Source organism: Tautonia plasticadhaerens (genome assembly GCF_007752535.1).
Lineage (GTDB): Bacteria > Planctomycetota > Planctomycetia > Isosphaerales > Isosphaeraceae > Tautonia > Tautonia plasticadhaerens.
Genome location: NZ_CP036430.1, coordinates 59,529 through 73,267 on the forward strand (window position 1 = coordinate 59,529; position 13,739 = coordinate 73,267).

Sequence of the window (13,739 nt, forward strand, 5' to 3'; positions counted from 1 at the left end):
CTCAATCGGTCGCCCCGGCCCGGAACCAGCCGTAGCCGAAGGCATCGAGGCGGAACCGATGCCCAGATCCGACGGCCTCTTCCTCCGCCGGCCCGAAGACGCGTTCCAGGCCATCGGTGCCGTGACCCTCCATTTCGACCGTCGCCGTGCAGGGCTCGCCGCCGAGGTTGTGGACGGCCACCAGCCGGCTGCCCTTCCAGTCGACCAGGTGGGCCAGCACGCTCGGCCGGTCGGCCGGCAGCACCCGGTCCTGTCCCCGGCCGAGCTCCGGGCAGGCGCGTCGGGCGGCGATCGCCCGCTTCATCCAGTTGAGCAGCGAGTCGGGGTCGGCCTGCTGGGCCGCGACGTTGACGCGGTCGTAGGCGAAGGGCCCGGAGTCGATCACCGGGCGGATCAGCCGGTCGGCGGGGGCGTCGGAGAAGCCGGCGTTGGGGGCGTCGTGCCACTGCATCGGCGTGCGCACCGCGTCTCGTCCCTCGAGCGACAGGTCGTCGCCCATGCCGATCTCGTCGCCGTAGGCGATGACCGGCGTGCCCTGCAGGGTGAGCAGCAGGCTGAAGGCCAGCTCCAGCCGCCGGCGGTCGCCGCCGAGCATCGGGGCCAGGCGGCGGCGGATCCCGCGGCCGAAGATCCGCATCGAATCGTCCGGGGCGAAAGACTCGTACACCCGCCGCCGCTCCTCGTCGGAGAGCCGCTCGAGGTCCAGCTCGTCGAGGTTGCGGAGGAAGTTCAGCCACTGGCCCCCCTCGGGGATCGCCGGCAGCTCCCCCAGGCAGCGGGCGATCGGCTCGGCCCGCCCGGTCGCCAGGGCGAGGAAGAGGTCGTTGTCGAGCAGGAAGTTGAAGACCATGCTGAGCTGGTCGCCGTCGCCGAAGAAGGCAGCCGCCTCGTGCAGCGGCACGTCGGCCTCGCCGATCAGGGCCGTACCGGGCCGGCGGGCGGCGGCGAAGTCGTGCAGCTCCTTGAGGACCCCGTGCCCCTGCTCCGGGGCCGTGCCGGGCAGGCCCTTGTCCTCGATCATGTGCGAGGCGGCGTCGAGGCGGAAGCCGGCGATGGGGAACGACAGCCAGAAGTCCATGACCCGGCGGATCTCGTCGCGCACCTCCGGGTTGGCGACGCGCAGCTCCGGCTGGAAGTGATAGAAGCGGTGGTAGTAGTGGGCGCCGGCCCGCTCGTCGAAGGTCCAGACGGTCTGCTCCTCGCCCGGGAAGATGCTCTGCTGCCCCGGCCCGGGCGGCGGCGGGCTCACGGCCCAGACGTAGTAGTCGCGGAAGCGTGACCCCGGGTCGCGGCGCGCGGCCTGGAACCACGGGTGCTCATCGGAGGTGTGGTTCATGATCAGGTCGAGCACCACGCGGAGCCCACGCTCGCCGGCGCGGCGGAGGAACTCCTCGAAGTCCTCGAGCGTGCCGAGTCGGGGATCGACGCCGTAGTAGTCTCGGACGTCGTAGCCGTTGTCGCGGGCGGGGGAGGGATAGAAGGGCAGCAGCCAGAGGCAGGTGATGCCCAACTCGGCGAGGTAATCGATCCGGCTGGTCAACCCCGGGAAGTCGCCGACGCCGTCGCCGTCGGAGTCCCGGAAGGTGCGGACGTCGACGGCATAGACGACGGCCTCCTTGTACCAGGTGTCGCCCATGGCCGCTCCCCCTCCCCCGGTCGCCTGGCCGATCCGATCGGCCGCGGGCAGGCCACCGCCGGGACCCGTGCTACGGAGGCTGAATCGGATGACGTGCGATCCCCGTACCGGGGGACCACACCGGTGGCCCGATCGCCCCAGCGGCAGTGCAATTTCCGCGCCCTAGAGCGACGACCGTCGGGGTCGAGGACCCCGCCGAGCAGTAGGAAGGCGGCGTGGCCGGGGCCCGGACGACGCCAGCCACGGTCACACCTCCACGAGGGCACCTGCCCGAGCGTCGAGAACCGGCTCAGGTGGACTGGCGTCTTCGCCTCAGCCATAAGCCACTGGCCAAGAGGGTGCCGAGGATCCCACCGGCCAGGGTCGAGGGCTCGGGGACGGCGGTGACGTTCGGGATCTTTACGAAGCGCTCGCTGTCGAAGCCGCCTCCCGGCTTCTGGCCGGCATCTCGGACGTGAGTGCCGATGCGAATATCTTAGTTATGTGCACATCTGCAAAATTCATGGTTGCCTGTGACGCCCCTGGGCCAGGGCGGCTACGACGTCGGCGTAGGTCTTGCCGCTTTGCAGCGTGAACAGGATGCCCGACTCCTCCCCGGCGCCGATCCCGCCCGCATTGTCGTTGAGGTTGTCCGCGACGAAGCCCATCGTGCGGATGAACTTGATTGGCGAGAGATCGTTGCCCCCCGGGAGGTTTGGCGAGGTCTTGATGAATCGAGCAGACGAATATCGCGTCCTCCCTCGCCAACGAGGCAGGACCACGAAGAGGGCCAGGCCTTCGTACCCCCCCGGCGAAGTCGAGGTCGACTGTCGAACCGAACCACCGGGCATCCCAGCCGTCGAGCTTCATCGGACGCATCGGCCGGAACCTGCACGTTCGGCTCGATGCCGTTGTGTCGCCTCCCACTATTCATATCGATGAGATCCATCTGAACTTTTCTCTAATATATATCTCGCATAATCAAGCTATAATTTTCGCTCTACTCGCAGCAAAACTACGCAAAAAATCTCCTGATTAAGCACACGGCGGAGGAATCGCATTACAATTCCTTCGGGCCTGGCGGGGTCGCTGGGGCCGTCTCGACCCCAGTCGGGCCCCACCGGCTGGCGTGGCGAGGCGCCGACGCCTGGCCGCTTGAGCCGACCCGGGAATGCACGGCCGTCGTCCCCTGCCCCGGGGGCGGCGGCCGTTCGCGTGCTGGGATTGTTCATTCCGGGAAACACCCCGTCCCACTCGCCTCGGGAACGTGCGTTAGGGGGTGGGCCGGTTTGTGGTTTGAGTTGGGTGTCGGCGGGGTCGGGCGATGCTGGCCGGGACGCCGACACCCGGCGGCCTCCGCCCCGACGATGTCGATTCGGGGAAACGTCCTGTCCGATTCCCCTGCCACCGCAACGACTCGGGGTATAGGTCGGTCGAGTGGGGGCGATGGCGTCCCGAGGCGATGCTGGCCCGGGACGGCGCCCCCGCAGTTCCGGGGAGGGTCCCGTCATGCTGCACGCCGTGTCTTCGGTGCTGGGGGATGCCCGGCTGCATGTGGCGCTCGCGATGCCGGCGCTGGTCGGCCTGTGCCTCGGCGGCCCCAAGGTCATCGACTCCTGGCGTCCGCCCCGCGAGACCTCCTGGTACGTCGACTCGGTCCCCCCGATCGTCGATCGCTGCCCCGAGCCGGAATGCCGATTCTGCGTGACGAACCGGCGCTTCGCCCATAGCCAGTGGTGATCATTCCGGGTCGGGGTCGGGCTCGGGGGGCGGGCCGAGGACGGGCAGGGGCGGGGCCGATTCCGGGCTGTCGGATCGGAAGTCCTCGCCGACCAGGGCGGCGATGGTGGCGGCCACCTGGGACTGGGTGGTCGGGACGCCTCCTCGGACCCCGAGGGCGGGGGTGTCCGGGCCCATGACGGCGATCCAGAGGGACTCGGCGCCGGGCACGTCTTGGCCGTGGTCAGGCCAGTCGGCCCCGGTGGTGCCCCGGCCGTGGTCGGTGGTGACGACCAGGGCGGTCCGGTCCCGGTACTCGGGCATGGATTGGAGGGTCGTCCAGAGTTCACCGAGGAAGCGGTCGGAGCGGTGGGCGGCGTCGAGGTAGCGGTCGTATCGCCGCTCGTGGGCCCATTCGTCGGTCTCCCCGAGGCCGACGTAGAGCACCCGGGGTTTGTGGCGGGCCAGGTGTTCGAGGGCGGCCTCGATCGAGATCGCGTCGAAGGCGTTGGACGGCCAGTAGTGCGGGAGTCGGTCGACCATCCGGTTGAGGAATCGCTGGCGGTCGGTCAGGGGTTCGTCGTCGATCGGGGTCCAGCCGGCGAGGACCTCCAGGTTGTTTCGATCCGACCGGAGGATGGAGGGGAAGACGTCCCAGGTGCAGAAGGCGGCGACCCGGTTTTCGAAGGAGGGCCGCCCGTCGAGGAACTCGAAGACGGAGCGGTTGGGGTTCGGGATCTTGTCGTTGGAGGTGATCCGGGGGTCGCCGAAGCCGCAGAAGAGCTCGTTGTAACCGGGGTAGGAGAACTTCAGGCCGTTGGTGAGGGTGACGGGGGCGTCCTTCGAGCGGTCGCCGAAGATCTGGCCCTCCCGGGCGACGGTCCCCCAGAGGAACGGGAGCAGTGCCCGTCGGCGAGCCTCGGCGGAGTCCCGCCAGAAGCGGGCCTCCAGGCCCGGCACGTCCCGGACGCCCCCGGCCTGGCGGTCGATCAGGAGGCGGTCGGCCCCCCCGAAGAACTCCTCCGGGCGGAAGCCGTCGAGCGTGACGACGACGACGTTCCGGGCCCGGATCGGTGGCGATGCGTCCGACTGGCTCCAGGCCGGATCGGGCCCGGCGAGCAGGATTGAGGCGAGCAGGGCGATCCTCATGGGTGTGCTCCGGGGGGGAGGTCGGCGAGCGCGACGGCGGCCGACCGGGGCGCGGGGCGCGCGTTGGGGGGTCATCTTACCCCGGGGGCCGCCGATTCTCCCGCCCCCGAGGTCGGCCCCGAGGCGGGCCGGCGGGGGGTCGCGGCCGGGGCGGCGGGGAGGCGGTTCGATCGGGTATCATCGGGGCCCCGATGGGGTCGGCCGCCGACCCCGTCGGGATCGGTCCAGGCCATCGATGGCGTCTGATGATCGCGAGGCCGGCCCGGCAAGCGCCCGGGCCCTCGGAGGGATGAGGGATGAGGATCCTGCTGACGGGGGGCGCCGGCTACATCGGCAGCGCCTGCCTGCGATGGCTGGTCGATCACGGGCACGAGCCGATCGCCTATGACGACCTGTCGGAGGGGAACCCGCCGTCGGTGCCGGGGGATCGGCTGGTGGTCGGGGACATCCTGGACACCGACGCCCTGACGGACGCCCTCCGCTCCCACAAGGCCGAGGCGGTGATGCACTTCGCCGCGCTGGCGATCGTGCCGGACTCGGTGACGGACCCGGACGGCTACTACCGGGTCAACGTGCTGGGGACCAAGAGCGTGCTGGACGCGATGCGGAGGGCCGACGTGCCCCGGGTCGTCTTCAGCAGCACCTGCGCCACGTACGGCAACCTCGCCGAGATGCCGCTGACCGAGGACACCCCCCAGCGTCCCGAGCACCCCTACGGGACGACCAAGCTGGCGGCCGAGCGGATGATCGCCGACTACGCCCGGGCCTACGGCCTGGGATATGCGTTGCTCCGCTACTTCAACGCCGCCGGGGCGGATCCGGACGGCTCCCACGGGGAGGACCGGCGTCACGAGACGCACCTGATCCCGTTGACCCTGCAGGCGGCCGCCGGGCGCCGGCCGGGGCTGACGGTCTTCGGCGACGACTGGCCGACCCGGGACGGCTCCTGCGTCCGGGACTATGTTCACACGGCGGACCTGGCCGACGCCCACCAGAAGGCCGTCGAGGCGATCGGGCCGGGGGACGGCCGGATCTACAACGTCGGCTCGGGGCGCGGGGCGTCGGTCCTGGAGGTGATCCGGGCCTGCGAGGAGGTGGTCGGGCGGCCGATCCCCTTCGAGACGAGCGACCGACGCCCCGGGGACCCCCCCGAGCTGGTCGCCAGCCCTCGCAAGATCGCCTCGGAACTCGGGTGGAGTCCCCGGTATACTGACATCCGGGCGATCGTCGAGACGGCCTGGCGATGGCTCCGCTCCCACCCCGAGGGCTACGGCCCCAAGCCGGCCCGCCGCTGATCGGCACTCCGCCCCGCCTCGCCCCGGACCCGCATCCCAGGAACCCCGCCTGCCGTGACCGACGCCCCCCCCGCCCGATCGGAATCGACCGTCGAGCCGCCGCCCGAGGACCTCGGCGCCGTGGCGATCGGCCGCAACGAGGGGGCCCGGCTGGTCTCGTGCCTCGACTCGCTGGTCGGCCGGGCGGCCCGGGTCGTCTACGTCGACTCCGGGTCGACCGACGGCAGCGTCGAGGAGGCCCGGGCCCGGGGGGTGGAGGTGGTGGAGCTGGACACCTCGGTCCCCTTCACCGCGGCCCGGGCCCGCAACGCGGGGCTCGACCGGTTGCTGCAGTTGGCGCCGGGCCTGCGGTACGTGCAGTTCGTCGACGGGGATTGCGAGGTGGTCGACGGCTGGCTTGGTCGGGCCCGGGAGGAGCTGCGGTGTCGCCCCGGGCTGGCCGTGGCCTGCGGCCGGAGGCGGGAGCGGTTCCCGGAGGCGAGCGTCTACAACCGGCTGGCGGATCTGGAGTGGGACACGCCGGTCGGCGACGCGGAGGCCTGCGGCGGGGACGCGATGATCCGGGTCGAGGCGTTGCGGGAGGTCGGCGGCTACGACCCGACCCTGATCGCCGGGGAGGAGCCGGATCTCTGCCTCCGATTGAGGCTCCGGGGCTGGCAGGTCGCCCGGCTGGACGCCGAGATGACCCGGCACGACCTGGCGATGACCCGGTTCGGCCAGTGGTGGCGGCGTCACGTCCGGGCCGGCCACGCCTACGCCGAGGGGGCGGCCCGGCACGGCCGGCTCCCGGGCCGGCCCTGGGTCCGGCAGGCGTCGAGCAACGTCTTCTGGGGGATCGGGGTGCCGGTCGCCTCGGTCGGGCTGGCCTGGCCGACGTCGGGCCTGAGCCTGTTGGGCCTGCTCGGCTACCCGATGATCGCCTGGAGGGCGGGCCGGGGGAGGAGGAGGCAAGGAGATTCGCCGGGGGATTCTGCATTGTTTGGCGTCTCATGTGCCGTGTCGAAGTTCCCGCAGGCCGTCGGCCAGATCCGATACTCCGCCGGGAGGCTGGGTGGCCGCCGCAGCGGCCTGATCGAGTACAAGGCAGCCCAGGGGGCCGAGGCCCGATGAGCGTCACCCGGACAAGCCGACCGCCCGAGATCCCGGCCAAGCCGACCGCACCCGACGGGGGCGGGAGGAGGCTGAGGATCGCCTTCATCACCGCCCAACTGGGGGTACCCTGGGGGGGGAGCGAGGTGCTCTGGTCCCGGGCGGCGACCCTGGCGATGCGGGAGGGGCACGAGGTCGCCGTGGTCTCCCGGCGCTGGCCGGAGACGCCGGCGCCGATCGCGGCCCTGAGGGACGCCGGCGCCCGCCTCTTCCCGAGGGTGGTCGACCCCCGGGGCCGCCTCGGACGGAACGTCGAGCGTCGCCTCTACCCCGCGCCGGCGCTGGCCCGCTGGCGTCCCGACGTGGTCTGCGTCAGCCTGAGCACCTTCTACGACGCGATGGACGTGCCCCTGGCCCGGCTGGCCCGGGCCGCCGGGGCGCCCTACGTGCTGGTCTGCCAGCAGCTGGACGACCGCCGGGGGTCGCCCCCGATGGCGGCCTCGAGCTGGCTCCGGTCGGCGGCGGCCGACTTCTGCCGGGGGGCCGCGCGGGTCGCCTTCGTCGCCGAGGAGAACCGCCGATCGGCCGAGCGGCAGGTCGCCGCCCGGCTGCCCAACTCCTGCGTCGTCCGGAACCCGGTGCAACTCTCGTCGCTCGACCCGGTCCCCTGGCCGGCCGACGACGGCGAGGGGCCCCGGCTGGCCTGCGTCGCCCGGCTCCAGATCGGCGACAAGGGCCAGGACGCCCTGTTCGAGGCGCTGGCCGGCCCCGCCATGCGGGGTCGCCCCTGGCGGCTCCGGCTCTTCGGGGAGGGGCGGGACCGGACCTACCTGGAGGAGCTGGCGACCCACCTCGGCATCGCCGACCGGGTCGAGTTCCGCGGCCACGTCGGCGACGTCCGGTCGATCTGGCGGGACCACCACCTGCTGGTGCTGCCCTCCCAGGTCGAGGGGACCCCGCTGGCGCTGGTCGAGGCGATGCTCTGCGGCCGGCCGGCGCTGGTGACCGACGTCGGGGGGCATCGGGAGTGGGTGGACGAGCCGGGCAACGGCTTCGTCTCCCCGGCGGCCAGCGGCCGGGAGCTGTCGGCCGCCCTGTGGCGAGCCTGGGAGGCCCGGGAGTCCTGGGAGGAGCTGGGGCGCCGGGCCCGGCTCGACGCGCTGGAGCGGTTCGACCCGGCCCCGGATCGGACCCTCCTTCGGCTGCTCACCGGGTCCGCGGCCCCGGCGGCGGCACCGATCCCGACCCCCTCGCCCTCGGAGGCGCCGTGAACCCGCCGACGGTCAGCGTCCTGATGCCGGCGTACAACGCCGCCCGCCACCTCGAGCAGGCCGTCCGCAGCATCCTCGGCCAGGGCTTCGACGACCTGGAGCTGCTCGTCATCGACGACGGCTCCGACGACGACACCCCCGCCCTGCTGCGCCGCCTCGCCGAGGCCGACCCCAGGCTCCACGCCCTCAGCCGCCCCAACGCCGGCATCGTCGCCACCCGCAACCAGCTGCTCGCCATGGCCCGCGGCGAGCTGCTCGCCGTCATGGACAGCGACGACGTCGCCGAGCCCGGCCGCATCGCCCGCCAGGTCGACTACCTCCGCAATCACCCCGAATGCGTCGCCGTCGGCAGCTGGGTCCGGTTCATCGACCCCAGGGGGAAGCCGATCCTCCTCGGCCACGTCAACCCCGACGACGACGAGGCGTTGCAGGCCGAGGCCCTCGCGGGATCCTGCCCGCTCTGCCACCCGAGCGTGATGATGAGGGCCGAGGCGGTCCGGGCCGTCGGCGGCTACCGGGAGGGGTTCGCGCCGTCGGAGGACATGGACCTGTTCCTCAGGCTGGGGGACCGGGGCCGCCTGGGGAACATCCAGGAGCCCCTGCTCCGCTACCGGCTGCACGACCATTCCGCCAGCCAGCGGCAGCATGCGTTGCAGCGGGAGAACTTCCGGAGGGCCTCCGACGAGGCCTGCGCCCGGCGCGGGATCCCGCCCCGATTCGTCGACCGCCCCCACTGGAGGCCGACCGACCGGGCCTCGCTGTCGGCCTTCCGGCTCTGGATCGGCTGGGCGGCCTTCGGCCGGGGAGATCGCCGGATGGCCTTCGAGTACGGCCTGAAGGCGCTCCGGGCGACCCCCCGGGAGGGCGGCCCCTGGAAGCTGCTGGCCTGCGCCCTGGTCAAGCCGGCCCCGGGCCTCCCCGACGGCGTCCCCGGGCCCGTGGCCGGGGGGGTCCGATGAGCACCCCCGCCGCCGACCCCGCCGTCTCGGTCCTGATGCCGGCGTACAACGCCGCCCGATACCTCGAGCAGGCCGTCCGCAGCATCCTCGGCCAGGGCTTCGACGACCTGGAGCTGCTCGTCATCGACGACGGCTCCGACGACGACACCCCCGCCCTGCTGCGCCGCCTCGCCGAGGCCGACCCCAGGCTCCACGCCCTCAGCCGCCCCAACGCCGGCATCGTCGCCACCCGCAACCAGCTGCTCGCCATGGCCCGCGGCGAGCTGCTCGCCGTCATGGACAGCGACGACGTCGCCGAGCCCGGCCGCATCGCCCGCCAGGTCGACTACCTCCGCAATCACCCCGAATGCGTCGCCGTCGGCTCGGCCGTCCTGGTGATCGACCCGCAGGGGGACCCGCTCTGCGTCTGGAACGACGACGTGTCGACCCACGAGCAGATCGACGCGCTGCACCTGGAGGGCCACCGGGGGGCCGTGCTCTGCCAGCCCTCGGTCACGATGAGGGCCGAGGCGGTCCGGGCCGTCGGCGGGTTCCGGCGCCGGTTCGAGCCGGCCGAGGACCTGGACCTGTACCTCCGGCTGGCGGAGGTGGGCCGGCTGGCCAACCTGCCCGAGCCGCTGCTGCGATACCGGATGCTCCCCTCCAGCGCGAGCCACTCCCGCAAGCGGGAGCAGGTCGACGGCATCCGGGCGGCCATCGAGGAGGCGTACCGCCGCCGGGGCCTGCCGGCGGGTCCGCTGCCGGAGCCGCCGAGCGACGAGGACCTCCGCCTGCTGGCGGACCCGTCGCACAACCGGGCGCTGTGGGGCTGGTGGGCCTTGCGGGCCGGGCACGTCGGCTCGGCGAGGAAGCACGCGAGGGCGAGGCTGGCCGAGCGGCCGCTGTCCCCCCAATCCTGGAGGTTCCTCTATTGCGCGCTCCGGGGGCGATGATCTCGGGGGGGATCGGTGCCGTCGGGGCGGCCGACGACGGGGGCCCCCCGCTGGCGATCGGGCTGTTCTGCCCGGCCTGGCCGCCGGAGCGGTTCGCCAACGGGATCATCACCTACGTCGCCTCGGTGGCCGAGGGGATGCGGGAGCTGGGCCACCGGCCGTACCTGCTGGCCGCGGGCCTGGCCGAGGGCGAGGGGCCCCCGTGTGAGCCGGGGCTGGTCGACCTGAAGCCGATCTCCCGGGCGACCGGGGCGGGCCGGCTGGCCGAGGCGGCGGCGGCCCGGTTCCGGCCCCCCTCCCCGGATTCGGGGATCCGGAGGGTGGCCCGGGGCCTGAGGAGGGCGGCCCGGGGGGGCGTGCTCGGGCTGCCGAGGCTCGACGTGCTGGAGGTGGAGGAGACGCTCGGCCTGCCGGGATTCGTGGCCGGGCGGGGGGCGCCGCCGGTGATCGCCCGCCTGCACGGCCCCTGGTTCCTGAACGGGCCGAACCAGGGGGCCGACCCGGCCTCCCCCGAATTCGCCCGCCGGGTCCGGGCCGAGGGGGACGGGATCGCCGCCTCCCGGGCGGTGACCTCGCCGTCGGCCGACACGCTGAGGAGGACCCGGGAGCGCTACGGCCTGGCCCTGGGGCAGGCCGAGGCGATCCCGAACCCGGTCCTCCTGGTGCCCGAGGGCCGCCGCTGGAGGCCCGAGGAGGCCGAGCCGGGGCACGTGCTCTTCGTCGGCCGGTTCGACCGCCACAAGGGGGGGGACACGATCATCGACGCCTTCGCCCTGCTGCTCCGGGACCGCCCCGACGCCCGGCTGACCTTCGTCGGCCCCGACCCGGGCCTGGACCGCGACGGCCGCCGCTGGTCGCTGCCCGAGTACGCCTCGACCCGGCTGCCGGGTGCCCTGGAGGACGGCCGGGTCCGGTGGCTCGGGCGTCGGACGCCGGCCGAGGTGTCGGCCCTGAGGGGGAGGGCCTCGGCGACGGTGGTGGCCTCCCGGTACGAGACCTTCGCGATCACGATCACCGAGGCGATGGCCGCCGGCTGCCCGCTGGTGGCCACCCGGGCCGGGGGCGCCGGCGAGCTGTTCGAGCACGAGGAGCACGGCCTGTACGCCGAGCCGGACGACCCGGTCGGCCTGGCCTCGGCGATCTCGAGGCTGCTGGCCGACCCGTCGGCGGCGTCGGCGATGGGCCGCCGGGCCGCCGGGCATTGCGAGCGGCGCTATGCCCCGGCGGTGGTCGCCCGCCAGACGATCCGCTTCTACCGCCGGGTGCTGTCCGGCCGGGCCGGGGGGGACCGACGATGAATCCGGTGGCGATGATCGCCCTGCTGGCCTGGCCGGTGATATCGCTGGTCCTCTTCGCGGTGCTCGGCCCGTGGCGGGGGGTGATCGCCACCTACCTGGGGGCCTACCTGCTGCTCTCCGGCTGGGTCGGCATCTCGCTGATCGGCCTGCCCGACTACTCGAAGTACACGGCCGCCAACCTCGGGGCCCTGGCCGGGATCCTGGTCTTCGACGCCGCCCGGCTGGCCGCCTTCCGGCCGCGCTGGTACGACGCGTTCGCCCTGGTCGCCTGCCTGTCCCCGGTCGCCTCGGTCGCGGCCAACGGCCTGCCGTCCTGGGAGGCGGTCAACGCCGTCTCCACGATGACGATGACCTGGGGGCTGCCGTATCTCGTCGGCCGGCTCTATGCCGGACGCCCGGGGGCCGACCGGGACCTGGCCCTGGGGATCGCCCTGGCCGGGGCCCTGCTCATGCCGCTGATCGCCTTCGAGGTGGCCACGTCGCGGTCGATCCACGGCCTCATCTACGGCCTGCCCGTCTCCAACGGGTACAAGTACGGGCTGTACCGCCCGGTGGCGATGGCGGGCAACGCGCTGGAGCTGGGGCTCTGGTCGAGCCTGACCGCCCTGTCGGCCTTCGCGCTGTGGTGCTCGGGGTCGATCCGGAGGGTGGCCGGGGTGCCCTTCGCGGCCTGGGCGGCGGCGGCCGGGCTCGGGGGGGTCCTGTGCCACGAGACCGCGGCGCTGGGGATGTTGTTGCTGGGGGCCTTCCTGATCAGCCTGACGGTCGGCCGCCCCCGATTCGGGACGCTGCCGGCGTACCTGGCCGCCGGGGCGGTGGTGCTGGTGGCCCCGAAGCTCGGCGGCCGGGCCTCGCTGACGGCCCTGATGGCCATCGGCGGGGTCGTCTACCTGAGGGACCGCCGGCCCAACCTGGTGGTCATCTCGGCGGCGATGGCGGCGCCGGCCTACCTGTTCCTGCGCATCTCCGAGACCGTCTCGAGGCAGGCGCTGACGGGCGTCATGTACGGCCTGCTGGGGGCCCAGCGCGGCCAGTCGCTGGAATTCCGGATCATCAACGAGGAAGACCTGGTCGCGCACGTGATGCGGCGGCCGCTGCTGGGCTGGGCGACCTTCTCCGAGGGGCGGGGCTTCTCCCAGGACTGGATGATCGTCGACAGCTACTGGATCATCCATTTCGCGAAGTTCGGCGTGATCGGCCTGGCGGCCCTGTACGGGCTGCTGGCCCTCCCGGTGGTGCTGACCGCCCTCCGGCGGTCGGTCGGCCGCTGGGACGAGCCGCGCAACGCCGCGGCCGGGGCGCTGTCCGTCTGCATGATCCTCTACACGCTGGACAGCCTGCTGAACGCCTACATCATGCTGCCGATCCCGGTGACGGTCGGCCTGCTGATCGCGATGCCGGGGGCGTCGGGCCGGGCGTCGGGCCGGGCGTCGTCGGCGTCGGCCGACCGCGGCCTGGGGCGGGTGGAGCGGCTGGCGGCGCTGGGCCGCCCGGCCGAGGCCGAGGCGGCCTGCCGGCAGCTGGTCGCGGTCCGGGAGCTGGACCCGGCCGGGCACCTGCCCCTGGCCGACGCCTGTGACCGGCTGGCCGACCTGCTCGAGGCCCTCGGCCGGGCCGGGGAGGCCGAGCCCTGGCGCCGACGGGCCCTGCACCTGCGGGGCGCCCTGGTGGCCGCCGACCCCGGGGACCCGGACTCCCGCTCGGCCCTGGCCGGCTGCGCCGAGCGGCTGGGGCGCAACCTCTCGGGCCGGGGCCGGTGGGCCGAGGCGGCCGAGATCCGAGGCCTGGCCCTGGAGCAGCGGGCCGCCCTGGCCGCCGAGGATCCCGAGGATCTGGCCCCCTACGCCGACGGCCTCAACGACCTGGCCTGGCTGCTGGCCCGGTCGGCCGACCCGTCGTCGAGGGCCCCCCGTCGGGCCGTCGCCCTGGCCGAGCAGGCGGTGCGGCTGGCGCCCGGCCGCAAGGCATACTGGAACACCCTGGGGGCCTGCTACCGGGCCTCCGGGCAGCCCGGCCCGGCGGTGGCCGCCCTGAGGCGATCGCTGGAGCTGGGCCCCGACGACTCCGGCTTCGACGCCGCCCTGCTGGCCCCCTGCCTGGCCGAACTGGGGGACCCGGCCGGTGCCCGGGAGGCCCTCGCCCGGCTCGACGACCGGCTGGCCCGACTCGGCCCGGCGGCCCCCGCCGCGCTGCTGCAGCTCCGGGCCGAGGCCGACGCCGCCATCCACGCCCCGGCCCCGGCCGGCTTGGGATGACGCCGGCCCCGGCCGCCCCCCGCCCGGCGTCCCCGGGTCGGAGGGCGGCGGCCTCCCCGATGGGCTTGCCCCCGGGGGGCCGAGGCCGGGGGAGGCGCGGGGCGGCATGGCGACCGCCCCGAGGGCGGTCGGGCGACGTAGAGGGATGGGGCGGAGG

12 protein-coding genes are annotated in these 13,739 nt (G+C 73.7%); 8 read left to right on the top strand and 4 right to left on the bottom strand.

Annotation, left to right across the window (positions count from 1 at the left end; all coding sequences use genetic code 11):
- Position 1: 1 nt before the first annotated feature.
- The 3 genes from ElP_RS36885 to ElP_RS39185 form a co-directional block, all read right to left on the bottom strand.
- Positions 2-1,636 (bottom strand): alpha-amylase family protein, encoded by a 1,635-nt coding sequence (locus tag ElP_RS36885; protein ID WP_145279867.1) that lies wholly within the window; start codon positions 1,634-1,636, stop codon positions 2-4.
- Between the two features lie 289 nt (positions 1,637-1,925).
- Positions 1,926-2,108 carry a PEP-CTERM sorting domain-containing protein gene (locus ElP_RS41580; protein ID WP_145279907.1) on the bottom strand — a complete coding sequence of 61 codons (183 nt, stop codon included), beginning with the start codon at positions 2,106-2,108 and terminating at the stop codon, positions 1,926-1,928.
- A 28-nt stretch (positions 2,109-2,136) separates the two neighbouring features.
- Entirely contained in the window at positions 2,137-2,283 is a 147-nt protein-coding gene (locus ElP_RS39185) for a hypothetical protein (protein ID WP_197447225.1), read from the bottom strand.
- An 841-nt stretch (positions 2,284-3,124) separates the two neighbouring features.
- Between ElP_RS39185 and ElP_RS36895 the strand changes: the two genes are divergently transcribed.
- Positions 3,125-3,355, top strand: a complete 231-nt coding sequence (locus ElP_RS36895; RefSeq protein ID WP_145279869.1) for a hypothetical protein — start codon at positions 3,125-3,127, stop codon at positions 3,353-3,355.
- Here the strand turns inward: ElP_RS36895 and ElP_RS36900 are convergent, their stop codons facing one another.
- Positions 3,356-4,483, bottom strand: a complete 1,128-nt coding sequence (locus tag ElP_RS36900; RefSeq protein ID WP_145279871.1) for an alkaline phosphatase family protein — start codon at positions 4,481-4,483, stop codon at positions 3,356-3,358. It abuts the gene before it with no gap.
- Between the two features lie 296 nt (positions 4,484-4,779).
- Between ElP_RS36900 and galE the strand changes: the two genes are divergently transcribed.
- From galE to ElP_RS36935, 7 genes are read left to right on the top strand one after another with little or no spacing between them, the layout of a single operon-like run.
- Positions 4,780-5,778, top strand: a complete 999-nt coding sequence (gene galE, locus ElP_RS36905) for a UDP-glucose 4-epimerase GalE (RefSeq protein ID WP_145279873.1) — start codon at positions 4,780-4,782, stop codon at positions 5,776-5,778.
- Positions 5,779-5,832: 54 nt separating this feature from the next.
- Positions 5,833-6,888, top strand: coding sequence for a glycosyltransferase family 2 protein (locus ElP_RS36910; protein WP_145279875.1), 1,056 nt, complete (start codon positions 5,833-5,835; stop codon positions 6,886-6,888).
- The gene (locus ElP_RS36915; protein ID WP_197447226.1) at positions 6,885-8,138 is read left to right on the top strand and encodes a glycosyltransferase family 4 protein; all 1,254 of its coding nucleotides are present in this window, start codon (positions 6,885-6,887) and stop codon (positions 8,136-8,138) included. Before ElP_RS36910 ends, ElP_RS36915 begins: the two co-directional genes overlap by 4 nt.
- Complete coding sequence (locus ElP_RS36920; RefSeq protein WP_145279878.1) at positions 8,135-9,097, top strand: glycosyltransferase family 2 protein; 963 nt, start codon at positions 8,135-8,137, stop codon at positions 9,095-9,097. The genes ElP_RS36915 and ElP_RS36920 overlap by 4 nt, the downstream gene beginning before the upstream one ends.
- Positions 9,094-10,029, top strand: a complete 936-nt coding sequence (locus ElP_RS36925) for a glycosyltransferase family 2 protein (protein ID WP_145279880.1) — start codon at positions 9,094-9,096, stop codon at positions 10,027-10,029. Before ElP_RS36920 ends, ElP_RS36925 begins: the two co-directional genes overlap by 4 nt.
- Positions 10,008-11,327, top strand: coding sequence for a glycosyltransferase family 4 protein (locus tag ElP_RS36930; protein ID WP_145279882.1), 1,320 nt, complete (start codon positions 10,008-10,010; stop codon positions 11,325-11,327). Before ElP_RS36925 ends, ElP_RS36930 begins: the two co-directional genes overlap by 22 nt.
- Positions 11,324-13,582 carry a tetratricopeptide repeat protein gene (locus tag ElP_RS36935; protein ID WP_145279884.1) on the top strand — a complete coding sequence of 753 codons (2,259 nt, stop codon included), beginning with the start codon at positions 11,324-11,326 and terminating at the stop codon, positions 13,580-13,582. The genes ElP_RS36930 and ElP_RS36935 overlap by 4 nt, the downstream gene beginning before the upstream one ends.
- Positions 13,583-13,739: the final 157 nt, after the last annotated feature.